At 71.0% G+C, this 21584-nt stretch carries 23 protein-coding genes; 8 read left to right on the top strand and 15 right to left on the bottom strand.

What is annotated here, in order from left to right:
* Positions 1-429 precede the first annotated feature (429 nt).
* On the top strand, positions 430-1086 hold the full coding sequence (locus ACZ561_RS08860; protein WP_470991177.1) for a hypothetical protein: 657 nt from the start codon (positions 430-432) through the stop codon (positions 1084-1086).
* A gap of 215 nt (positions 1087-1301) precedes the next feature.
* Here the strand turns inward: ACZ561_RS08860 and ACZ561_RS08865 are convergent, their stop codons facing one another.
* Both ACZ561_RS08865 and ACZ561_RS08870 read right to left on the bottom strand, forming a co-directional pair.
* Entirely contained in the window at positions 1302-1733 is a 432-nt protein-coding gene (locus ACZ561_RS08865; RefSeq protein ID WP_470991179.1) for an SMI1/KNR4 family protein, read from the bottom strand.
* Between the two features lie 545 nt (positions 1734-2278).
* Positions 2279-2572, bottom strand: a complete 294-nt coding sequence (locus ACZ561_RS08870) for a hypothetical protein (protein WP_470991181.1) — start codon at positions 2570-2572, stop codon at positions 2279-2281.
* Between the two features lie 719 nt (positions 2573-3291).
* Between ACZ561_RS08870 and ACZ561_RS08875 the strand changes: the two genes are divergently transcribed.
* Positions 3292-3837 (top strand): DUF4231 domain-containing protein, encoded by a 546-nt coding sequence (locus ACZ561_RS08875; protein ID WP_470991183.1) that lies wholly within the window; start codon positions 3292-3294, stop codon positions 3835-3837.
* A complete protein-coding gene (locus ACZ561_RS08880) occupies positions 3837-4670 on the top strand; it encodes an MBL fold metallo-hydrolase (protein ID WP_470991185.1) in 834 nt (277 codons plus the stop codon). Before ACZ561_RS08875 ends, ACZ561_RS08880 begins: the two co-directional genes overlap by 1 nt.
* Here ACZ561_RS08880 and ACZ561_RS08885 read toward each other — a convergent pair.
* Entirely contained in the window at positions 4612-5370 is a 759-nt protein-coding gene (locus ACZ561_RS08885; protein ID WP_470991187.1) for a GntR family transcriptional regulator, read from the bottom strand. The two genes, ACZ561_RS08880 and ACZ561_RS08885, sit on opposite strands and share 59 nt — an antisense overlap.
* Positions 5371-5560: 190 nt before the next feature.
* Here ACZ561_RS08885 and ACZ561_RS08890 point away from each other — a divergent pair, with 190 nt between their 5' ends.
* Both ACZ561_RS08890 and ACZ561_RS08895 read left to right on the top strand, forming a co-directional pair.
* A complete protein-coding gene (locus ACZ561_RS08890) occupies positions 5561-5785 on the top strand; it encodes a hypothetical protein (RefSeq protein ID WP_470991189.1) in 225 nt (74 codons plus the stop codon).
* A gap of 314 nt (positions 5786-6099) precedes the next feature.
* Entirely contained in the window at positions 6100-6348 is a 249-nt protein-coding gene (locus tag ACZ561_RS08895; protein WP_329121055.1) for a DUF2277 domain-containing protein, read from the top strand.
* Here ACZ561_RS08895 and ACZ561_RS08900 read toward each other — a convergent pair.
* The 4 genes from ACZ561_RS08900 to ACZ561_RS08915 form a co-directional block, all read right to left on the bottom strand.
* Positions 6308-6931 carry a DedA family protein gene (locus tag ACZ561_RS08900; protein WP_470991352.1) on the bottom strand — a complete coding sequence of 208 codons (624 nt, stop codon included), beginning with the start codon at positions 6929-6931 and terminating at the stop codon, positions 6308-6310. The two genes, ACZ561_RS08895 and ACZ561_RS08900, sit on opposite strands and share 41 nt — an antisense overlap.
* A 96-nt stretch (positions 6932-7027) precedes the next feature.
* A complete protein-coding gene (locus ACZ561_RS08905; RefSeq protein WP_470991190.1) occupies positions 7028-7489 on the bottom strand; it encodes a DoxX family protein in 462 nt (153 codons plus the stop codon).
* 179 nt (positions 7490-7668) lie between these two features.
* Entirely contained in the window at positions 7669-9318 is a 1650-nt protein-coding gene (locus tag ACZ561_RS08910; protein ID WP_470991192.1) for a DUF7800 domain-containing protein, read from the bottom strand.
* A 63-nt stretch (positions 9319-9381) separates the two neighbouring features.
* A complete protein-coding gene (locus ACZ561_RS08915) occupies positions 9382-10044 on the bottom strand; it encodes an HNH endonuclease family protein (protein ID WP_470991193.1) in 663 nt (220 codons plus the stop codon).
* Between the two features lie 185 nt (positions 10045-10229).
* Between ACZ561_RS08915 and ACZ561_RS08920 the strand changes: the two genes are divergently transcribed.
* A complete protein-coding gene (locus ACZ561_RS08920; RefSeq protein WP_470991195.1) occupies positions 10230-10970 on the top strand; it encodes an ABC transporter permease in 741 nt (246 codons plus the stop codon).
* A 107-nt stretch (positions 10971-11077) separates the two neighbouring features.
* Here ACZ561_RS08920 and ACZ561_RS08925 read toward each other — a convergent pair whose 3' ends face one another.
* Both ACZ561_RS08925 and ACZ561_RS08930 read right to left on the bottom strand, forming a co-directional pair.
* Positions 11078-11746, bottom strand: a complete 669-nt coding sequence (locus ACZ561_RS08925) for an HAD family hydrolase (protein ID WP_470991197.1) — start codon at positions 11744-11746, stop codon at positions 11078-11080.
* Positions 11747-12017: 271 nt separating this feature from the next.
* Positions 12018-13010, bottom strand: coding sequence for a peptidoglycan-binding domain-containing protein (locus ACZ561_RS08930; RefSeq protein WP_470991199.1), 993 nt, complete (start codon positions 13008-13010; stop codon positions 12018-12020).
* Positions 13011-13160: 150 nt separating this feature from the next.
* Here ACZ561_RS08930 and ACZ561_RS08935 point away from each other — a divergent pair, with 150 nt between their 5' ends.
* Positions 13161-15215, top strand: a complete 2055-nt coding sequence (locus tag ACZ561_RS08935) for an MDR family MFS transporter (RefSeq protein ID WP_470991201.1) — start codon at positions 13161-13163, stop codon at positions 15213-15215.
* Between the two features lie 141 nt (positions 15216-15356).
* Here the strand turns inward: ACZ561_RS08935 and ACZ561_RS08940 are convergent, their stop codons facing one another.
* The 5 genes from ACZ561_RS08940 to ACZ561_RS08960 form a co-directional block, all read right to left on the bottom strand.
* On the bottom strand, positions 15357-15842 hold the full coding sequence (locus ACZ561_RS08940) for a GNAT family N-acetyltransferase (protein WP_470991203.1): 486 nt from the start codon (positions 15840-15842) through the stop codon (positions 15357-15359).
* A gap of 44 nt (positions 15843-15886) precedes the next feature.
* Complete coding sequence (locus ACZ561_RS08945; protein ID WP_470991205.1) at positions 15887-16222, bottom strand: antibiotic biosynthesis monooxygenase family protein; 336 nt, start codon at positions 16220-16222, stop codon at positions 15887-15889.
* Positions 16223-16253: 31 nt separating this feature from the next.
* The gene (locus ACZ561_RS08950; protein ID WP_470991207.1) at positions 16254-16922 is read right to left on the bottom strand and encodes an O-methyltransferase; all 669 of its coding nucleotides are present in this window, start codon (positions 16920-16922) and stop codon (positions 16254-16256) included.
* Positions 16919-17977, bottom strand: coding sequence for a DUF2330 domain-containing protein (locus ACZ561_RS08955; RefSeq protein WP_470991209.1), 1059 nt, complete (start codon positions 17975-17977; stop codon positions 16919-16921). The genes ACZ561_RS08950 and ACZ561_RS08955 overlap by 4 nt, the downstream gene beginning before the upstream one ends.
* A 138-nt stretch (positions 17978-18115) precedes the next feature.
* Positions 18116-19363, bottom strand: a complete 1248-nt coding sequence (locus ACZ561_RS08960; RefSeq protein ID WP_470991211.1) for a cytochrome P450 — start codon at positions 19361-19363, stop codon at positions 18116-18118.
* 276 nt (positions 19364-19639) lie between these two features.
* Here ACZ561_RS08960 and ACZ561_RS08965 point away from each other — a divergent pair, with 276 nt between their 5' ends.
* The gene (locus tag ACZ561_RS08965; RefSeq protein ID WP_470991213.1) at positions 19640-20809 is read left to right on the top strand and encodes a steroid 3-ketoacyl-CoA thiolase; all 1170 of its coding nucleotides are present in this window, start codon (positions 19640-19642) and stop codon (positions 20807-20809) included.
* A 136-nt stretch (positions 20810-20945) separates the two neighbouring features.
* Here ACZ561_RS08965 and ACZ561_RS08970 read toward each other — a convergent pair whose 3' ends face one another.
* Positions 20946-21353 (bottom strand): aggregation-promoting factor C-terminal-like domain-containing protein, encoded by a 408-nt coding sequence (locus ACZ561_RS08970; protein ID WP_470991215.1) that lies wholly within the window; start codon positions 21351-21353, stop codon positions 20946-20948.
* Between the last annotated feature and the right edge of the window lie 231 nt (positions 21354-21584).

Consider the following 21584-nt stretch of genomic DNA (forward strand, 5'->3'; position numbering starts at 1 on the left):
GCGGTACGGAGACCTTGCCGACGACGTCATGAGGCAGAGCACCGAGCTCCGACCGTGTGTGCCGGATGCGTGCCGGATCGAGCGGTCGGCCACCGTCACTGACGGGCCACCGCGGTGGTAGCGCCCCTCGACAGCCGTCGCAGCACGCGGGCTGGTCTGAGCTGGGACGGCGGCACCGGCCAAAGCCGCTCCGGCCTCATGCCGCAACTCATGGTGCCGGGCGACAACGCGACTGATCGCCATTTGGCAGTGCTGCGATCCGCTGTCCCACGCTCTCCATGAGCGACCCGTATCACCGGGCCGGCGACAAGCCGCCGCTGCAGATGAACCGGGGACTGCGGCAGGTGACGGCGAGACGCATTTGGTGTGCTCAGCCCTCATGCGCTTGAGTGTCCACGTCAAATCGGTAATGAGTGCGAGGGGTTGACGTTGAGTAAGGCAGCACGGGGGATCGTGGCCGGAGCGGTGCTGATGGCCGTACTGACGGCGTGTGGTGGTTCGGACGACGGCCTGGATGCCTTCCGCGGGGACGGCGACAAGCCCCCGGTCACGCTGACGCCGGACATGGTCCGCACCGCTCTCCCCAGCAAGGCCAGCGCCCCGAAGGGCTTCGAGGGCGACGACATCGAGGTCGAGGTCGGCGACGAGGCCGTCGAGGCGTGCACCGGATCGACCGAGTCCAACTGCGGCGGGCTGCTCAGTATGGGCGGTACCGACTTCGACACGGATGACAGCGGCCGGAGCGACAGCTCCGAATACAACGGTGAGGTCGTCTTCGGCATCCTGGCCTTCCAGAGCCCGGACGACGCCAGCGCCACGTACAAGGCCCTGGTCACCGAGGAGCGCAGCAAGGCCGAGAAGGACGGAAAGAAGGCGAAGCCGGTGGAGATCGACGCGGGCGCCGAGGAGACCGATGCCTTCGAGGACGCCGACGGCGAGACCATGGTCATGATGCGGATCGGCAGCGTCGTCGCCGTGGTGAACGGCGACGGCACCTTCGTGGAGAAGCCGAACTACAACGACTTCGCGAAGCTCCAGATCGACCGGCTGAAGAAGACCGCCGAGGGCATGAACCCCGACGCGTGACCCTCCCAGCCTCCAGAACTCCGGCCCGCGCGGCCGCGCGGGCCGGAGCGGAGGAGGGAACGGCGGGTACCCGGCCGCACTGAGTTGCGTGCCCCTTGCCCGCCCGATTGGGCGGAGGGCGAGGGGCCCGCACGGGGCGCTTGAGTCACCACGCCGATCCGCCCGCAGGTCAGCGCATCCGCAGCGACATGGAGGCCGGCGCAACTTTCGAGAGGCTACCGCCACCAGTCTCCATCGCCCGCGAGTGAACGGTGCACGTAGTCCTTCAACTCGCGCGCGGCCCACATCCGAGCGTCAGTCTCGTGGTCCCAGACGAAGATGTCCGGACGCTCCGGATTGATGACGAAGGCGAATTGGTCGCCCCCGCCGTTGTCGCCGAAGAACAGCAGCGGATCAAAGGGCATGTACAGGCCCGGGAACGCATCGGGTGACCAGAACAGCAGGTTCTGCTCCACGATCCGATCGAGGGTCCAAACAACGTCAGTCCCGTACGCGTCGACCATCCCGTCGGTCTCCATCAGCAGTGCAGTCAGCTGTGATGGCAGGCTCCGGCCGAGACGTCGCTCTGCCTCGGCCAGCGCCATCGTGTCAATGGGTGCCTGGAACTCGACGTCGGGCAAGGTTCCAGCAGCAGCTTCCTTCCACATGGGCGCAGCCTAGGCGGGACGGCCGACAGTCCCGAGCCGCCGGCGCTGTACAGCAGCGAAGTGCCACATCCACAGCAACCGTCCCTGTGGACCCCTTGGCGACCGGTAACGCCGTCGCTGACCGATCCGGCCAGGGCTACGGATCAGAAGGCTGACGGCTGGAAGGGGGGGTGGGGTCGGAGCTGCACGAGGTCGCGGAGCCCTGGGGCTCGGCGCACTCTTCTGAGCCACCCCCCATGGCCGCGTCGTACCGTCGTGCGGTACCAGGCCGGCCCAACCTCGGGAAGGCTAGCTCGGGGCGCTGACAGTGGGGTTACGTCTCCCGCGTGCCTGATCCGGGACTCCTGCGGCCCGCGCGGCGTTCGACGGAACCGTGCTGTGGAGCGGTGAGCACCGCAAGAGGGCATCCGGCGCGCCCGGCTCCCTGCAGAGGTCGGCGACGACGGGTGACAGCACCCGGGGTTGTGGTGAAGCTGGGGCAGGAGCTGCCCGGACTTGGTGGGCCCGTGGCAATCGGCGAAGTTCAGGCAGAGCCTGAACCGTCCCTATCGGACGACGACGTTGTGCGCCGGAATGATCGTGGGCTGCAGGTCGGCATGGCCGAGGTCGGCCAGAATCGGACCAAATGTCTGCGCGTGGGTTTCGAGGGCCTCCAGGCTCTCCCAGACCTCTGTCACGCGGAATCCTCCGTCCACCGGCCCCGCCGCGTGAGAGACGAGACCCGTATTCGGCAGGTCTGCGAACTGGGTGAAGCCCTGCCCGTCGGTTACGCGGTCGATGACTGCGTCGTAAAGGTCCTGTCCGGCGCCAGGAAGGTCGAAGGTGACGATGATGGCCATTGAGGTGCCCCTAATCTCGGTCCGCCGCGAGGCCGCGGCGATGCCGCGATCCTAGCGTTGAGTAGTCGGGCGAGTTCGCAGAGCGACAGTTCGCCCGTCGGCAGACGGCGCCGCAACTCGCGTACAGAGCCACCGCTGCCAGAGCAAGGCAGGCGATCGATGAACGTCTCCACCCGTGCCGTGGCTGGGCCGTGCGAGGGGGCAGCAGGTCACGGGGTCCCCCTTGGTGCTGGGTTTCCGTCTGAGGGTGGCGGTCGGTCAGGATGGGGTGCTCCTGTCCACCCGAACCCGGGGCGTGTATGCCGATCTGTCCTGCCTGCGACAGCCCGTTGGAGGCCGGCACCTTCGTGCTGTGTCGACGCGAGGACGATGACCGGCGCGCCTGCCGCATGGTCTGGGGTTGCTCGAACCGTCACGTTTGGTGGAAGTGGGCCGACCGGCCGCGCGACCCGCTGGAGCCCTGCCCGCATCCGGAGCTGTTCGACAGCGACGTCCCCGCCTGACATCAACGACAGCCGACGCGGGCAGCCTTGAGGATCTCAGCGGCTCCTGACGGTGGCGTCTTCGAAGGCGCACGCCTCGCCGGACCCGGGTGCCCGATGGAAGTGCGTAGTTTTCCGGATCGGTCGTGCCGTTCTTCGGGGAGTGCGTGCGCGGCCGACGTGGGGTGGGGCATCGGGAGTTGACCCTGCGCGCCCAGGGGCGGTGTACTCGCGGGTATGGATGAGGTGGGGGACGCTCCGGAGGCCGGGGTCGAGGGTGGGGCCACGACTCCGCAGGGGTACATCGACAGCCGGCTCGTGCAGTACCAGGAGTGGTACGACCGCAAGGCCACCAAGATGAAGGCCATGCATCTGCGGATGCGGACCGTCTCCGTCGTCGGCGCCGCGCTCGTGCCCGTGTTGGTCAATCTCGATCTGTCGTTCGCGAGGGTGACGGCCACCGCGCTCAGCCTGATCGTCGTCGCTTCCGTGTCGCTGGAGAGCGTGTACCGGTATCGCGAGCAGTGGAAGAACTACCGGTCGACCGAGCAGCTGCTGGGGCACGAGCGGGTCTACTTCGAGGCCAAGGTCGGGCCCTACCGGAACCTCTCCGAGCGGGACTCCTTCACCACCCTGGTCGCCCGCGTGGAGAAGGCCATCGCCAACGAGAACTCCGCGACCCTCAACGTCATGACCCTCGGCGGGCAGGTGAACGCCGATGTGCAGCAGAACGGTGTGCCGACGCCCCGCCCCGAGGCCGGGACCGTGGCGGGCGGAAGCTGATGGGCGACGACGCGCTGCGGATCACCGTGCTCGGATCCGCCACCCCCTGTCCCCGGCCCGGGAACCCCTGCTCGGGGTATCTCGTCGAGGGCGGCGGCGTCCGCGTGTGGGTGGACGCCGGCAGCGGGTCGCTCGGGGAGCTGCAGCGGTACACCGGGCTCGGCGAGATCGACGCGGTGTGGATCTCCCATCTGCATGCCGATCACTGCTCCGACCTGCTCACCGCCTACTACGCGCTCCTGTACGCGGACATCCGGCTCGATGCGCCGGTGCCTCTCTACGGGCCGCCCGCCATCGCCGATCGGCTCGCCGCGTTTCTGACCAACGGGCCCCACCGCAGTCCCGTCGAAGACGCCTTCGCCATCGAGGAGTTGTACGACGGACATGAGGTCCGCGTGGGTGGGCTGAGCCTGCGTGCGCGCGCCGTCGAGCATGGTGGGATGCCCGCCTTCGCGCTGCGCGTCGAAGACCAGGACGGGCGCCGGATCGCGTACTCCGGTGACTGCGAGCCCTGCCCCGCCCTCACCGAACTCGCCCGGGACTGCGAACTGTTCGTCTGTGAGGCCGACGGTGAGGGGCCCGGGCATCACTCCGCCGAGCAGGCGGGGAGGACGGCCGTCGACGCCCGCGTCGGCAGGCTGGTCGTGACCCACGTGGGGCCCGGCATCGCGCCCGAGCACGCCGTCGCGGACGCCGGCAGGGTGTTCGCGGGTGCGGGTGCGGGTGCGGGTGCTGGCGCGGTCGAATACGCCGCACCCGGCACCGTATTCGCCGTCACGCGTCGAAGTCGTACTCCAGGACGTACGACGCGGAGTCCAGCGTCATCTCGTTGAGCTCGACCGCAACCCCCTTGTCCGTGAAGGCCGTACGGCCGATCAGGATCACCGGCGTTCCGAACTCCAGGGAGAGCCGCGTGGATTCGTCGGCCGTGGGCATCCGGCAACGGATCTCCTCGCGGAAGTGGACCGGCTGGTGCCCGAGTTCGGTCAGCCGGGCGTAGGTGCCGCCGGGGCCCGTGTCCGGGGCCGTGATCGGGGTGCCCTGGGCGAGGGTGGCCGGCAGGTAGGAGACGGAGAGCAGGACCGGCTTGTCGTCCAGGACGAAGCGGCGGCTGCGGACGCAGACCGGGGAGTCCGGCGGCAGGCCCAGCGCTGCGGCCACCCGCGCGTCCGCCGCCGCCTCGCCGACCTCGATCTGGTCCACCACGAGCGCCCGGTCCTCGATGTCCGCCGACCAGACCGAGCGGCCCGTGCCCCAGTGGTCCTGCGCGAGCCGGGGGATGCCCCGGCGGCGCAGCGGGCGGAAGGAGCGGACGAAGACCCCGGCGCCCTTGCGGGCCTCGGCCAGGCCCTCGTTGCGGAGTACGGACAGGGCCTGGCGGGCCGTCATCCGCGCCACGTCGTACGTGGTCATCAGATCGTTCTCGCCGGGGAGCCGGTCGCCGGGGGCGAAGGCGCCTGACTGGATGGCGGTTCTCAACTCGTCGGCGATGCGCTGGTACTTGGGCCGACGACCGCTGTCCTGGTCAGTCATGGGTGGACCACTCCCTTCGTTGCGGGACACCCTACGGCGCGCTCGGACGAGCGGATGCACGTGTGTGCGCCGACCCGTGCGGTCGATCCATCCAACGGGGGACATCTCTAGAGATACGTTGACAGGGAGGAGTCATCGGGTTTCTCTGGGTGTATCTCTAGAGAACTGGAGCTCCGGGACGGAGGGGATCGTGCAACCACTGCCCGAGGTCGGTGACCTGGTCCGTGACGCCGCCACCGGGCGGGTCGGCTTCTATGTGGACAGCGTCGCCGGCCGGCTTCTGATCCGGCCCGTCCACGGCGGCTGCGAGTGGGAGGCCGAACCCGGCGACGTGCATCTCGCCACGCCCATGAGAGAGCTGCGGGCGCGCGCCGCGGAGATCAACGCGCGGAGCAGACGGGGTCTCGGGACCTGACCCGCCGGTGCCGATCGCCGCCGTGTGCGCCGACTACCTCCGTGCCTGCCGTTCGTCCCTCGTGTGCGCCCACCCCCGCTGTGCGCGCCACCTCCGTGCCTGCGGCCACCGCCCCGTGTGCGCCGACCACCTCCGTGCCTGCGGCCCGCCCCCGTGCGCGCTCACCCCCGCCGAGCGTGCCAAGTGCGCCCGCCCCCGTGTGCGCCCACCGCCGTGTGCGCCGTCCCCTCCCGGCAGGCCGCCCCCCGCCGTACGCGCCCGCCGGCAGAGTCGCGGGCCCTGACGTTGTCAGTAGGGCGCGTCACACTGGAGGCATGTGCCGCAGCATCAAGACTCTCCGACCGCCCGCCCTGCCCGAAGAGGCCACCGAGGAGGACATGCGCGCCGCCGCCTTGCAGTACGTGCGCAAGGTCTCCGGCTTCCATCACCCCGCCGCGCACAACCGCGAGGTGTTCGACCGGGCCGTGGACGAGATCGCCGCCGCGACCGAGCGGCTCCTCGACGGCCTGGAGGTGCGCGGGCTCAGGAAGCCGGTGCGGGAGCCGCAGCCGGACGCCGTATGACATAGGCCGCCAGTGCGCCCGCCAGGAAGAGCGCGAGGATCGAGACCCCCGCGCCGATCCAGGTCGCCCCCAGCCACAGGCCGCCGAACCAGCCGAGCGCCACGCTGTAGCCCGCCCAGGCCACGCCGGCGAGCGCCGACCACGGCAGGAACTCCGCGATCCGCCGCCTGGCCGCACCCGCGCCCAGCGAGACCACCGAGCGCCCCGCGGGGGCGAAGCGCGCGATCACCACGAGCAGCCCTCCGCCACGCGCCAGCGCCACGCCGAGACGTTCCTGCGCGACGGTCAGCCGACGTGAGCGGGCGATGGCTCGATCGAGCCTTGCGCCGCCGCGCCAGGCCAGCCGGTACGCGACGAAGTCGCCGAGGACGGAGGCCGTGGCCGCGCACAGGAGAAGGGGGAGCACGGAGGGGACGTCGGGGGAGGCCGCCGTGGCGGTCGCCGCCGCCGTCGCGGCCGTGATCACGAGGACCCCGCTCGGCAGCACCGGCAGGAAGACGTCGAGAAGCACCGACGTGGCCACCGCCGCGTAGATCCACGGGCCCGCGGTCAGTGACCGCAGTGACCCGATGCTGTCGAGCACATTCACAGCGCCAGAGCCTACGCGGGCGCGGAGTGCGAAAACGGGGCAGGGGCCGGAAACCGCACAAGCGGAATCCGGCCCCTGCACTCCGGGGTGTTACGCCGTGACCGGAGCGGCCTGCTTCTCGCGCTGCTCCGCCCCGGCGCCGCGGGCGGCGCCGAAGAGCCGGTCGAGTGCCAGCGCGCCCGGGCCGGTGAAGACGAGCAGCAGGAACGCCCAGCAGAAGAGCGCCGCGGACTCGCCGTTGTTCTGGAGCGGGAAGAGCGCCTCGGGCTGGTGGACCTTGAAGTACGCGTACGCCATCGAGCCGGAGGCGAGGAACGCGGCGGTACGGGTGCCCAGGCCGACGAGGACCAGCCCGCCCGCGACCAGCTGGATCACGGCCGCGTACCAGCCGGGCCAGGTGCCGGCGGGCACGGTGCCACCGCCCATCGCGCCGCCGAGGACGCCGAAGAGCGAGGCGGCGCCGTGGCAGGCGAAGAGCAGGCCTATGACGATCCGGAACAGGCCGAACGCGTACGGCTGGGCCTGATTGAGGCGGTTCGGCAGGTTGTTCATGGGGACGGGACTCCTTCGGTCGGTTCCGCTTCCGAAGGAAACGGAACGTGGGGGACGGAACCGATGAGGCCGTCAGGTTAGGCACCCCTCAGTAGTACTTGCAAGTTCAACATTCGGTCATTCGAAGATCTGTGGCGATCGTCACGCGGCCTCGGCCTCGGCCGCGGCGCGTCCGGGACTCAACTGCCGCTGAGGATCCGTTCGTCCACGGTCACCAGGCGGCCGCCCCGGCGGGCCTGAGTGAGCGTCAGGCGGGCCGAACGGCCACGCAGGGCGAGGGTCATCAGCTGGTTCCCGAACCAGGGGCCGCCCGTCCTGCGCCAGCTGACCGCCGCGGGGTCCACGTGGGCGTGGCGGGCGAGGACGCGGCCCAGTCGGCGGCCGGCGCGGCTCCAGCCGAACCGGAAGCCCAGGCGGACCGAGAGCGGGATCGCGTTGTGGAGCGGCGAGCAGGTCAGCTGCGTCACCCGAGCCTCGGGTTCCCCGTCGGGCCATCGGGGCTCTGCCACATACGCGTGGTGGACGTCCCCCGACAGGACGCACACCGTCGCCGGCGCCTGCGGGCCGCTGCCCGCCTCCGCCAGCAGGCGCGTCAGGGCCTCGAACGACGAAGGGAACGCCGCCCAGTGCTCCAGGTCGGCCCGCTGCCGCAGATCCTCCGCGAACCGCGCCCACCGCCCGCCCGGACCGCCCCGTACGCCCCGGCACAGTGCCGCGTTCCAGGTCTCCGCGTCATGGATCAGCGGGGGCAGCAGCCAGGGCAGCGACGTGCCCACGAGGAGATGGTCGTACGAACCCCGGTCGGACAGCGCCTGTTCGCGGACCCAGGCCGCCTCGGCCTCGTCCAGCATCGCCCGCCCGTCCTCCCGCAGGACGCGGGCCGCCCGGGTGTCGATCATCAGCAGCCGGGTGCGGCCGAAGTCACGGCGGTAACTCCAGCGCACGCACGCCGGATCGGCGTCCGCCTGCGCCACGAACCGCCGTAGCGCGTCCGTGCCGTCGGGTGAGCCGCACACCTCGGCGTACAGGGGGTCGGCGGCGAGCTCCGCGGGGGAGAGATTGCCGAGGTGCTGGTAGACCCAGTACGACATCAGCCCGCTCAGCACCCGCTCGCTCCACCAGTGTGTGGCGCGCATCCGCGTCAGCCAGGCGGCGCTGGTGTTCCAGTCGTCGATGATGTCGTGATCGTCGAAGATCATGCAGCTGGGGACGGTGGAGAGCAGCCAGCCGACCTCGGGGTCCTGCCAGGACTCGTCGTAGAGCCGGGTGTACTCCTCGTACTCGCCGACCTCCGAGCCCGGAGGGTCGCGCGGATCCCGGCGGGCGGCGAGCCAGCGGCGCGTGGCGGCCGAGGTCTCGTCCGCGTACACCTGGTCGCCCAACAGCAGGAGCACGTCGGGGCGTTCGGCGTCGGGGTGGGTGGCCAGATGCGTCGCGAGGGTGTCGAGGGCGTCCGGGCCGACCGGGTCGTGTCCGGCCGCGGGCTTCGCCGCCCAGCGGCACGAGCCGAAGGTCACGGAGACCGCGTCACCGGGGGCCGGTGTGCGGATGGTGCTCGGCGGGAAGCGGGAGTCGGGCAGGGGCCAGACCCGGCGGCCGTCCAGCCGTATCTCGTACTCCGTCGCCGTGCCCGGCGTCAGGCCGGTCACCGGGATCACGGCGTAGTGGTGGCCGGCGATCTGGAACGTGCGGGTGCTGCCGCCGGCGCCGGACGCGCACCGGGCCTCCGCCGTGCACGGCCGGTCGGCCTCGATCCAGATCGTCGCGGAGTCGCCGGTCACCCCGTCGACGTACCGCAGCAGTGGTCCGATTCTGAGCCCGGCCGCCATCGTGATCCCCCTCCGTCGTCCCGCCGTACGGTACGGAACGACGGAGGGGTGCAGGAAGCGTTCTCAGCAGCCGTTCAGGACGGACTGGAGGGCGCTCTTCTCGGCCGAGTCGACGCTCAGGCCCCAGTAGTACTTCGTGTGGACCCAGGCGCGGACGTAGGTGCAGCGGTACGAGGTGCGCGACGGCAGCCACTCGGCGGGGTCCTGGTCGCCCTTGGACTGGTTGACGTTGTCCGTCACCGCGATGAGCTGCGGACGGGTCAGGTCGTTGGCGAACTGCTGGCGCTTGGCGGTGGTCCACGAGTTGGCGCCCGAGCGCCAGGCCTCGGCGAGCGGCACCATGTGGTCGATGTCGAGGTCGGAGGCGACGGTCCAGGTCGCGCCGTCGTACTCGGAGAACCACGTGCCGCTGACGGCGGCACAGCTGGAGTCCTGGCCGACGTTCACGCCGTCGCGCTTGAGGACGACCTCGCGGGTGTTGCACGCGCCGGACTGGGTGATCCAGTGGGGGAAGAGATCACGGCTGTAGCCGGAGGAGGAACCTTCCGCCTTCACCGTGAGGGAGGCGAGGTAGGTACGGGCGGTGGCCGCGCTGACCGGCGTGGGCATGGCGGCCTGAGCGGTGGGGGCGGTGGCGAGGAGGCCGGTGACGGAGAGGGCGGCGGTGGCGGCGAGCACGGTCGTGCGACGGGCTATTCGACGCGCGTAGACGCTTGCGGCAAGCATACGAACTCCCTGGGGATGGGGGGACCTTGGCCATGCCGTCCCCGGGCGGGGTGCCGGGCGGCCAGGTCAGCGTGATGGCGCCAGGTTTCGGTGGGGGGTGCGCCAGGTAACAGGGTGGCGACATGGGCACGTCATATCAAGGGTGACGGAACGACAGTTCCGTTTCCCGCCCCTAGGGTTGGCATGTGCTTCTGGAAGTGAACATCACCTTTGCGGTGGTTCTGGCCGTTCTCCTCGCCGTGGCCGCGGGTGTCGTCGCGCTCGCTCGGCTCGGGCGCGCCCGCGACACGCTGGTCGCGGGTGGGCGTGCGGCGGTCCAGTTGATCGCGGTGTCGCTGGTGATCGGCTCGGTGATGCGGTATCTGCCGCTGCTGCCGGGGTTCCTGCTGTTGATGTACGGGGTGGCCGTGTGGACGGCCGGGCGGCGGGTGGTGCCGTCCCCGGGGCGCGGCTGGTGGTGGGCCGGCGCGCCGATCGCGGCGGGTGTGGTGCCGGTCGTCGGGGCGCTCGTGCTGACCGGGCTCGTGCCGGTGCGGGGCGTGGCGCTCATCCCGGTGACCGGCATCCTCATCGGCGGGGCGCTGACGGCCACTGTGCTGGGCGGGCGACGTGCGCTGGACGAACTGGAGACACGGCGCGGTGAGGTGGAGGCGGGACTCGCCCTCGGCCTCGCCGAGCGCGAGGCGCGCCTGGAGGTCGCGCGGCGGGCGGCGTCGGACGCGCTGCTGCCGGGCCTCGATCAGACGCGGACGGTCGGACTCGTCACGCTGCCGGGCGCGTTCGTGGGGATGCTGCTGGGCGGTGCGTCGCCGTGGCAGGCGGGAGCGGTGCAACTGTTCGTGCTGGTGGCGCTGCTGGTTGTCCAGGCGGTGGCGGTGGCCGTCGTCCTGGAACTGGTGGCGCGGGGCGCTCTGGCGCGCGGCTGACCGCCGGGGCGAGGCGGGACCCTCGGGCGGGCGCCGCCGCCGGGCCTTACGCCGGGAACGTCAGGCGGAGGGCGGCGGGACCCTCGGGCGGGCGCCGCCGCCGGGCCTTACGCCGGGAACGTCAGGCGGAGGGTGCCGTCGGGTATCCGCGTCACCGTGAGTGCCGTGAGGTCCATGACGTGGACGTCCGGGGCGAAGGCCGCCGCCCTCGGGCCCACGCCCACCACCCGCATTCCGGCCGCGCGTCCCGCCTGGATGCCGGCCTCGGAGTCCTCGAAGACCACGCAGTCGGCCGGGTCGAAGCCCAGTTCCGCCGCGCCCTTGAGGAAGCCCTCCGGGTCCGGCTTGCTCGCGCCGACCCGCTCCGCCGTGACCCGGGTCTCCGGCATCCGCAGCCCCGCCGCGCCCATTCGGGCCTGGGCGAGGGTCTCGTCGGCCGAGGTCACCAGCGCGTGCGGGAGGCCGTCGATGGCGTCCATGAACGCCGGAGCGCCCGGGACGGGGACGACGCCGTCGAGGTCGGCGGTCTCCTCCGCCAGCATCACCCGGTTGTCCGCGTGGTTCTGCTCCATGGGCCGGTCCGGGAGGAGGGCGGCCATCGTCGCGTACCCCTGGCGGCCGTGGACCACCTTGAGCGCCTGCTCCGGGTCCAGCCCGTGCCGGATCGCCCATCGGCGCCAGCAGCGCTCGACGACGGCATCCGAGTTGACGAGGGTGCCGTCCATGTCGAGCAGGAGGGCGCGGGTCGTGAGCGTTGCCGGGGTGATGGCGGGCATCGACGGTCTCCAGAGGGGGTGGGAGGAGAACGAAGTGGTCCCGCCCACCGGTCAGGGAGTGCGGGCGGGAGCCACTTTGTTTCTCCACGATACAAAACGAGGAGCCGTCTACGCCAATCCGTTCCGCATCGCGGACTTCGGGCCGTGCCAGGCGGACCGGACGGTGCCATGCGGACCGGATGGCACCGGTGGACCGGACGGCGCCGGTGGATCGGACGGCGCCCGGTGGATCGGGAGGTGCCCCGGCGGGGCGGGTGCCCGGTGGGGCACCTCAGCCGGTGGTCAGCGCCTCCAGGGCGCGCCTGGTCTCGGGCCCGTACACGCCTTCTTCGTCGTCCTCGATGGAGTGGTACTCCTGGAACCTCTCCACCGCGCGCCTCACCTGCCTGGAGTACTCGCCGTCGATCGGGCCGTCGTAGACCCCCCACGCCTGCTTGAGCCGCAGCTGCAGCTCCTCGACCTCGGCCCCGGAGTCCCCCTGGCGCAGAGTCGGGGGTGCCGTCTCCCGGGTGGGCGTGGGGGTGGGGGCGGACGTGGTCCGGGTGGCCGTGGGCGGCGGCGGAACGGCCGGCGCGGTGGTGGTGGCCTTCGTGGTCCGGACGGCGGAGGGCGAGGGCGAAGCCGAAGCGGAGCGCGATGCGGAGGCCGACGCCGATGCCGACGTGGACGGCGTGGTGGTCGGCTCCTCCGATACGGCGACGTTCTCCGACGCGCTCGTGGTGACCGTGGGCACGGCCGCGCGGTCGTCCGTCTCGTCCCCGTCCTCCAGCAGGCCCGCCGCGACCGCCGCCGTGGCGACGACCGCGACCGCGACCGCCGCCGCGAGCGCCACGATCGCGCCCCGCCGGCGCGTGGCGGGCCGTGGCTCGGGCTCGTCGTACCTGTCGTACTCGTAGCGCCCGTCGGTCCCGTCATAGGCGTCGTCGTCCGGTGCGGGCGTCGCGCCGATCCCGGGCAGCAGCAGCGGCATGGTCTCGGGGCCGTCCCCGACCGGGGGTGCCACCGTCGGCGGTACGGGTGCGGCCGCGGGCGCCACCGGACCGGGAGCGGACCCCGAGACGGAACCCGGCGCAGGAACCGGAACCGGAAGCGGAATCGGAGGCGGCGGCGGTGCCTCGTTCGCGCCCCGTGCCGGCGCGTCCAGGGTCACGTACGGCCTGATCCGCAGCGGGTCGAAGTCCTCCGCCGCGGCGATCTCCGCCTGGACGCAGGCGCAGCCCGGTCTTCTCTGTACACCACATTCAGGACAGACGTGTCCGGTCATGGTGGATCCCCTCCCCAGTTCACCTGGCAGCGATTATGCAGGCCGCTCCTGTCCGTCACCTGAACAGCCGTCCCCTCGGGAGGACATAAGGGGGCACAACGATCAGGATGAGGGGATACGGACCCCTGAGGACACGCCCCGGAGATGCTCATGGCCCAGGAAGTACGCTCGCCGGACCTCGGCGGCGACCCCGCTCCTGGCGAGGGGCGGAGTCGCCGAAGCATTGTCGTCGCGATCGGTGCCCTGCTGCTCGGCATGCTGCTCGCCGCACTCGATCAGACCATCGTCTCCACCGCCCTGCCGACGATCGTCAGCGAGCTCGGCGGCATGGAGCACCTCTCCTGGGTCGTCACCGCGTACATTCTCGCGTCGACGGCGGGGACGCCCCTGTGGGGCAAGCTCGGCGACCAGTACGGCCGCAAAAAGCTCTTCCAGGCCGCCATCGTCATCTTCCTCGTCGGCTCCGCCCTCTGCGGCATCGCGCAGAACATGCCGCAGCTCATCGGTTTCCGCGCCCTCCAGGGGCTCGGCGGCGGCGGCCTCATCGTCCTGTCGATGGCCATCGTCGGCGACCTCGTCCCGCCCCGGGAACGCGGCAGGTACCAGGGGATGTTCGGCGCCGTCTTCGGCGGCAGCAGCATCCTCGGCCCGCTGCTCGGCGGACTGTTCACCCAGCACCTCTCCTGGCGCTGGGTCTTCTACATCAACCTGCCCATCGGCATCGTCGCCCTCTTCGTGATCGCCGCCGTGCTGCACATCCCGGCGCGCCGCACCCGGCACACCATCGACTACCTCGGCACCGTCCTCATCGCCTCGGTCGCCACCTGCCTCGTGCTCGTCGCCTCCCTCGGCGGCACCACCTGGGACTGGGGATCCCCCCAGATCATCGGGCTCGCCGCCCTCGGAGCCGTACTCCTCGTCTGCTTCGTGTACGTCGAGCAGCGCGCCGCCGAGCCCGTACTGCCGCTGAAGCTGTTCCGGATCCGGACCTTCACCCTCGTCTCGGCCATCAGCTTCGTCGTGGGCTTCGCGATGTTCGGCGCGATGACCTATCTGCCGACGTTCCTCCAGGTCGTCCAGGACGTCACCCCGACCGCGTCCGGCGTCCACATGCTGCCCATGGTCGTCGGCATGTTCCTCGCCTCGACGACCTCCGGTCAGGTCGTCTCCCGCACCGGCCGTTGGAAGGTCTTCCCCATCGCGGGCACCGCCGTCACGACCCTCGGGCTGCTGCTGCTCCACAGACTGACGGAACACAGCTCCACCTGGCAGATGAGCGTCGACTTCTTCGTCTTCGGCGTCGGACTCGGCCTGGTCATCCAGGTCCTCGTCCTCGTCGTCCAGAACGCCGTCTCCTACCAGGACCTCGGCGTCGCCACCGCGGGCGCGACCTTCTTCCGTTCCATCGGGGCCTCGTTCGGTGTCGCCGTCTTCGGCGCCATCTTCACCCATGGGCTCAACACACAGCTGGAGGGCGCCCTCGCCGGACAGCCGCTGCCGCCCGGGACCGGCCCCGAACAGATCGCCGCCGACCCGCGCGCGATCGCCGCGCTCCCGCCCGAGCTGCAGCCGTCGGTCGTGCACGCGTACGCGACCTCGATCACCGACGTCTTCCTCTACGCGGCGCCGGTGGTCTTCGTCGCCTTCGTGGTCGCCTGGTTCCTCAAGGAGGACAAGCTGCGCGGCTCGGTCACCGCCCCCGACGCCAGCCAGACCCTGGCCTCCAATCCGGTGGAGCGGTCCTCCTACGAGGAGTGCGCGCGCGCTCTGTCCGTGCTCGGTTCCCGCAAGGGGCGCAGGGAGATCTACGAGAAGATCACCGCGAGAGCCGGGCTCGATCTGCTGCCGGCCGCGAGCTGGCTGCTGTTGCGGATCCGCCGCCACGGGACCGTGGAACCGGCCCGGTTGGCCGAGACCACCCCCGTACCGCTGCGGGCCATCACCGAGGCGTCCCGCCAGGTCGAGGAGCGCCGCCTCGCACGCCGGGAGGGGCTGCAGCTGATCCTCACCGACGAGGGGGTCGAGGCCGCCGCGAAGCTGGCGAAGGCGCGTGAGGACTCGCTCGCCGAGCTGCTGGGGGACTGGTGGGGGCCGGACCGGCCGACGGATCTGGTGCAGCTGGTGGAGGAGCTGACGGCCGAGCTGAACGGCTCGGACGCGGAGCGACCGCGCCTGCCGGAGCCACCCCGCGACCACCACGCGTAAACCGCCCGGAGACCGTCCGGAGCTACTACGCGTAAACCGCCCGGCGGCCACCCGCGTAACCCGCCCGGCGGCCGCAGCGCCCGACCGTCCGATCAGCACGCGTAACCCGTCCGGCGGCCACCCCGCGTAACCGCCGTGCCGTCAGAGGTCCTTGCCGTACCAGATGTCCATGTACGGGCCCTCGCAGTACGCCGGGATCTCCGCGTATCCGTGGCGGCCGTACAAGGCACGCGCCTCGACCAGGTCCAGACGGGTGTTGAGGACCATCCGACGCATGCCCAGTTCACGGGCCGCGTCCTCCAGGTGCCCGAGCAGGGCCCCGGCTCCGCCCTTGCCCCGGAAGGCGTGGCGCAGGAACACCCGGGTCAGCTCGGCGCGTTCCCCGTCGAGGAGCAGCACACCACCGCAGCCGGCCGCCTCACCCTCGTACCGGGCCACCAGGAACTGTCCGGTCGGCGGAGTCAGACGCTCCACCCCGTCGTTCGTCAGCCCTTCGTCGATCTCCGCCTCGGTCGCGGGCCGCTGCCAGTAGCGGCTCGCCACATCGTCGTAGTAGTCGCGGCGCAGGGCGGTGGCGTCCGGGGTGTCGACACGCTCGGGGGCGAAGGTCCAGGTCATGCGCGCCATTCTGGACGCACGACCCGGACCCGTCGCCTGGTTTTCGAGCGCGGTCAGCCCTGCTTGGGCGCGGCCTGCTGGACGACCTCGAACGACCACAGCGTGGAGCCGGTCGCCGCCGGCTTCGGGCGGCCCTCGCCCTCGGGACCGCCCGAGGTGCCCTGGTGGGCCGCCTTCATGGAACCGCTCATCCAGTTCTGGAAGTCCTCCTCGCTGCGCCAGCGGGTGTAGACCAGGTACTGGTCCGTCCCCTCCAGCGGCCGCAGCAGCTCGAACCACTCGAAGCCGTCGGAGCCCTCCACGGCACCGGCGCGGGACGCGAAGCGCTTCTCCAGGACCTCGCGCTGCTCGGCCGGGACGGTCAGGACGTTGATCTTCACGATGCTCATGAAGGGCAGGATATGACCGGCACCCCGGGTCCTAGCCCACGACCCGGGCCATCAGCAGCCCGTCGTACCCCCGCATACCCACCGTCTGGAACGCCGTCGCGTCCAACCGGGGCTCGCGCGAGATCAGTTCGAACATCGCGCGGGTGCCGGTGATCGCCGCATCGTTCGGGTCCTCCTCGGCGACCTTGCCGCCGCGCACCACGTTGTCGACGACGATGACCGTGCCGGGGCGGGAGAGCCTCAGCGCCCACTCCACGTAGTGCGGGTTGTTCGCCTTGTCGGCGTCGATGAAGACGAAGTCGAACGGGCCCGCGCCCTCCGCCTCCAGCTTCGGCAGGGTGTCCAGGGCCGCGCCCGTCCGGACCTCGACGATCGAGTCGAGGCCGGCGCGGGCGATGTTGGCGCGGGCCACCTCAGCGTGGGCCGGGTTGTACTCCAGGGTGATCATCCGGCCGTCGGCGGGCAGCGCCCTGGCCATCCAGATGGTGCTGTAGGCGCCGAGCGTGCCGATCTCCAGAACCGTGCGCGCGCCCCGCGTCGCGACGAGCAGGTTCAGCAGCTTGCCCTGGTTGGGGGCGACGGCGATCTCGGGGAGCCCGGCGGCCGTCGAGTCGGCGAGCGTGGCGGCGAGCGCCTCGTCGGCCGGGGCGAGCAGGTCGGTGAAGTAGCGGTCTACGGCGGTCCATTGGTCGTTGGTCATGCGGCCGAACGTACCGCAGGGCGCCTGCGCCGGGCGCGTACCGCCACGGCCGTTCCGGCCGCCGCGAGCAGCACGCCGGAGACTGTCAGGAGCCAGACCGGGATCCCGTCGCCGACCGTGAGCAGCCGGCCGGTGTAGATCACCTCCCGGTACGGGGTGTCGGCGACCGTCCTCAGTTCGTGGTCGCCGTCGATCCGCGACGGTTCGGGGAACTCCTGGTCGAAGGCGGTCAGATAGACCGGGCGCCCGCCGGTGAGCGCCGCCACAGCGCCCTCCTTCTCCTCGATCCCGCCCGCGAAGGTCACCTCGGGCGGCGCTCCGCCGATGTCGTCGCGCGGCTCCATGCGGTGGTCGGCGAGGACGTACAGGCCGAGGGACTGAGGGGTCTTCGCCAGGCGGGAGAGCCTCATGGGGTAGACGAGACGGTCGCTGGCGAAGGTGATCCTGAGCGGAGTGAGGTCGCCCCGGAGCGCCGTGCCGGTGGCGTCGGGCGCGAGACGCACCGCGACGTACTCCCACTTCCGCTCGACGTACGGCCGCAGTTCGGTCGAGAGCCGGTCGGAGAGCTCGAAGCCGTTCTCCTCCAGCCAGCCGCTCAGCGCCTTCGGGTCCGTGGCGGTCAGCCGGGCCACGTCGAAGGGGCCGAGCCGCTCGCGCCCGACGACACCGACGTCGGCGCTGTTCCCGGGCAGGGCGGCCCCGGCCCCGTCCGTGACGTTGCGGTCGAAGGGCCAGTCGCCGCCGCGCGGCCAGAAGTAGTACCGGTCCTTGCGCTCGGGCCGGGTGAGGTCCTCCAGGGCGTCGAAGAGCTCCGGGTCGCCCAGCGCGACGTCGGCCCGGCCGGGTACGGGCATGATCCAGGCGGCCCGTTCGGCGTTCCCGCGCACCGTGAAGCGCATCACGATCTGTTCCGTACGGCCGTCCCAGCGCACGGCCGAGGTCTCCCGGTCGACGCCGATGCGCTGGTTCCGGTCGGGGATCATCGCCCCGCAGCCGCACGCATAGGCCGGTGCGATCAGTGTGCCGAGCTGGAGCGCGAGCAGCGCGACGATCATGGCCAGAATTCTCTGTGTCCCCCGCATGTGCGCTCAGACGCGGGGCGCGAGGTTCCGGTTCCGCGTGCCGTGAGGCCGAGGGAGGCGGGAGACGGGAGCCCCAGGCGTAGGGGGGACGGGCTCCCGCCTTCCGGTCTGTCAGGAGCCGACCCGGACCTGCAGCTCCTTGATCCCGTTCAGCCAGGCCGCGCGCAGCCGGCGCGGCTCGCCCGCGAGTGTCAGATCGGGCAGGACGTCCGCGAGGGCGTTGAAGATCAGGTCGATCTCGTTGATGGCGAGCGACTTGCCGAGGCAGAAGTGCGGGCCTCCGCCGCCGAAGCCGAGGTGCGGGTTCGGGTCGCGGGTGATGTCGAAGGTCTCGGGGTTCTCGAAGACCTCGGGGTCGTTGTTGGCGGAGGAGTAGAAGAGTCCGACCCGGTCGCCCTTGCGGATCTTCTGGCCGCCGATCTCGGTGTCCTGGGTGGCCGTCCGCTGGAAGGAGACCACCGGGGTCGCCCAGCGCACGATCTCCTCGGCGGTGGTCGCCGGGCGCTCCCGCTTGTAGAGCTCCCACTGCTCGGGGTGGGTGAGGAAGGCGTACATGCCGTGGCTGATGGCGTTACGGGTGGTCTCGTTGCCGGCTACCGCCAGCAGCAGCACGAAGAAGCCGAACTCGTCCGAGGAGAGGTTGCCCTGGCCCTCGGCGGCGACGAGCTGGGTCACGATGTCCTTGGCCGGACACTCCTTGCGCTCGGCGGCCAGGTTCATCGAGTACCCGATGAGTTCCATGGCGGCCTCTGCGCCGATCTCCTCGGTGATGGCGTACTCGGGGTCGTCGTAGGCGACCATCTTGTTCGACCAGTCGAAGATCCGGGCGCGGTCCTCCTGCGGTACGCCGATGAGTTCGGCGATCGCCTGGAGCGGCAGCTCGACGGCGACCTGGGTGACGAAGTCGAAGGAGCCGTCGGACGCGACGTTCCGCTTCGCCTCCTCGACGATCGCCCGGGCGCGCTCGCGCAGCGCCGCCTCCAGGGTGCGGATCGCGCGGGGCGTGAAGCCGCGCTGGACGATCTGGCGGACCCGGGTGTGCTCGGGCGGGTCCATGTTGAGCATGATCAGCTTCTGGACCTCGATCTGGTCCCGGGTGATGTGCTCGTTGAAGCGGATGACGGCCGTGTTCTCGGTGGAGGAGAACAGCTCGGGGTGGGTAGAGACGTACTTGACGTCCGCGTGCCGGGTGACGGCCCAGTAGCCCTCGTCGTCGAAGCCGGTGATGCCGCGCGGCTGGGGGCACCACCAGACGGGCGCGGTCTGTCGCAGCCGCGCGAACTCCGGGAAGGGGATGCGGCTCTGGAGCAGATCGGGGTCGGTGGCGTCGAACCCTTCGGGGAGGTGAGGGCAGGGCATCGGCAACACACTCCATGTCTGAGACACGCGTGCCTGACAGCATGTCTGACGGTCCATCAGAAGGTGACCGCAAGGTAGTAACGGGTTCTACAAGTCGCAAGGGATGCGACGGGAACTGTTGCCGGTAATCGGCGCACGCGGGTGCGTGCACAACCCTTGCGTACCGGCGGTAGCAGTCATAAGACTTCACTCAGAACTAGAACGCGTACTAGTTCCCCGTACCGCCCCCGTCGCGGAGTGCCGGGACACCCCGCCGGGCGAGGAGAGGACGAGCTCATGGCCGCGGAACCCGTCATCGTCGAAGCAGTACGCACCCCCATCGGCAAGCGCGGAGGCGCGCTCGCCAATCTGCACCCCGCCTACCTCCTGGGCGAGACCTACCGCGAACTCCTCGGACGCACCGGTATCCACGCCGACTGCGTCGAGCAGATCGTCGGCGGCACCGTCACCCACGCCGGCGAGCAGTCCATGAACCCGGCGCGCAACGCCTGGCTCACCATGGGGCTTCCCTACGAGACGGCCGCCACCACCGTCGACTGTCAGTGCGGCTCCTCGCAGCAGGCGAGCCACATGGTCGCCAACATGATCGCCTCGGGCGTCATCGACATCGGCATCAGCTGCGGAGTCGAGGCCATGTCCCGCGTCCCGCTCGGCTCGGGATCCAAGCACGGGCCCGGAAAGCCCTGGCCGGACGAGTGGAACGTCGACCTGCCCAACCAGTTCGAGGCCGCCGAACGCATCGCCCGGCACCGCGGTCTCACCCGCGAACGGGTCGACGCCCTCGGCCTGCTCTCCCAGGAACGGGCCGCGAACGCCTGGTCCGAGGAGCGGTTCAAGCGCGAGACCTTCGCCGTCCAGGTCCCGACGACCGAGGAGGAGCAGGCCGCCGGACAGGGCATGTGGCGGCTCGTCGACCGCGACGAGGGGCTGCGCGACACCAGCATGGAGGCGCTCGCCCGCCTCAAGCCGGTCATGCCGACCGCCGTCCACACGGCGGGCAACTCCTCCCAGATCTCCGACGGCGCCTGCGCGCTGATGTGGGCCTCCAAGCGCATGGCCCGTGCCCTCAAGCTCAGGCCGCGCGCCCGGATCGTCGCCCAGGCCCTCGTCGGCTCCGACCCGCACTTCCACCTCGACGGGCCCATCGACGCCACCCGCGCCGTGCTCGGCAAGGCCGGGATGTCGTTGAAGGACATCGACGTCGTCGAGATCAACGAGGCCTTCGCCTCGGTCGTCCTGGGCTGGGCCCAGGTCTTCGACCAGGACCTCGACAAGGTCAACGTCAACGGCGGTGCCATCGCGCTCGGTCACCCCGTCGGCGCGACCGGGGCGCGGCTGATCACCACGGCCCTGCACGAACTGGAGCGTACGGACAAGGAGTTCGCGCTCGTCACGATGTGCGCGGGCGGGGCGCTGGCGACCGGCACGATCATCCAGCGGCTGTAGCGCGCGGAAGGAACGGCTACGGGGCCGGGGGTCCGGTGACGCGAGCCGTGCCCGAAACGCCGCAGGCCCCGCGCCTCCGTGAGGAGGGCGGGGCCTTGCGGGTGCGTGCGCGGCTGCGGGCCGGCTGGGGTGACTCTTAGTACCAGCCGTTGGCCTGCCAGAACGCCCAGGCGCCGTTCGGGGAGCCGTAGCGGTCGTTCATGTAGTCGAGGCCCCACTTGATCTGGGTGGCCGGGTTGGTCTTCCAGTCCGAGCCGGCCGAAGACATCTTCGAGGCCGGGAGGGCCTGGACCAGGCCGTAGGCGCCGCTGGACGAGTTGGTGGCGGAGGGGTTCCAGCCGGACTCGTGCTCCACGATCTTGCTGAACGACGCGAACTGCGAAGCCGGAACGATCTGCTTGGCGATCGCCTTGGCGTCGCTGGGAGCGGCCGAGGCCGAAGCCGACGTGCCCAGAACCGCGCCCGAGGCACCCAGCAGCACGGCTGCGGAGACGGCCAGGGTCTTCTTGCGGGAGTTGGCACGGGTGGCGATGGAGCGGAACAAAGCGCGACCTAACGTCGGGGACATGGGGTGCGCCGGGCGTTTTCGGCAAGCCGGAACCAGAGCCCGGGGAACCCGGATCCCGTGGGGAATCGGCCTGTCCGAGGCGCTGCGCTGAGCGCTGCTGCCTGGCGACGTCCACCAGACAACCAGGGCCGGAACGCCGACGCAACGACCCCGAATACGACGCGGAATCGGACCCGCGCCGAACGTCCCGGGCGGAGGACTGTGACG

This window comes from Streptomyces sp. NPDC039609, assembly GCF_055596705.1.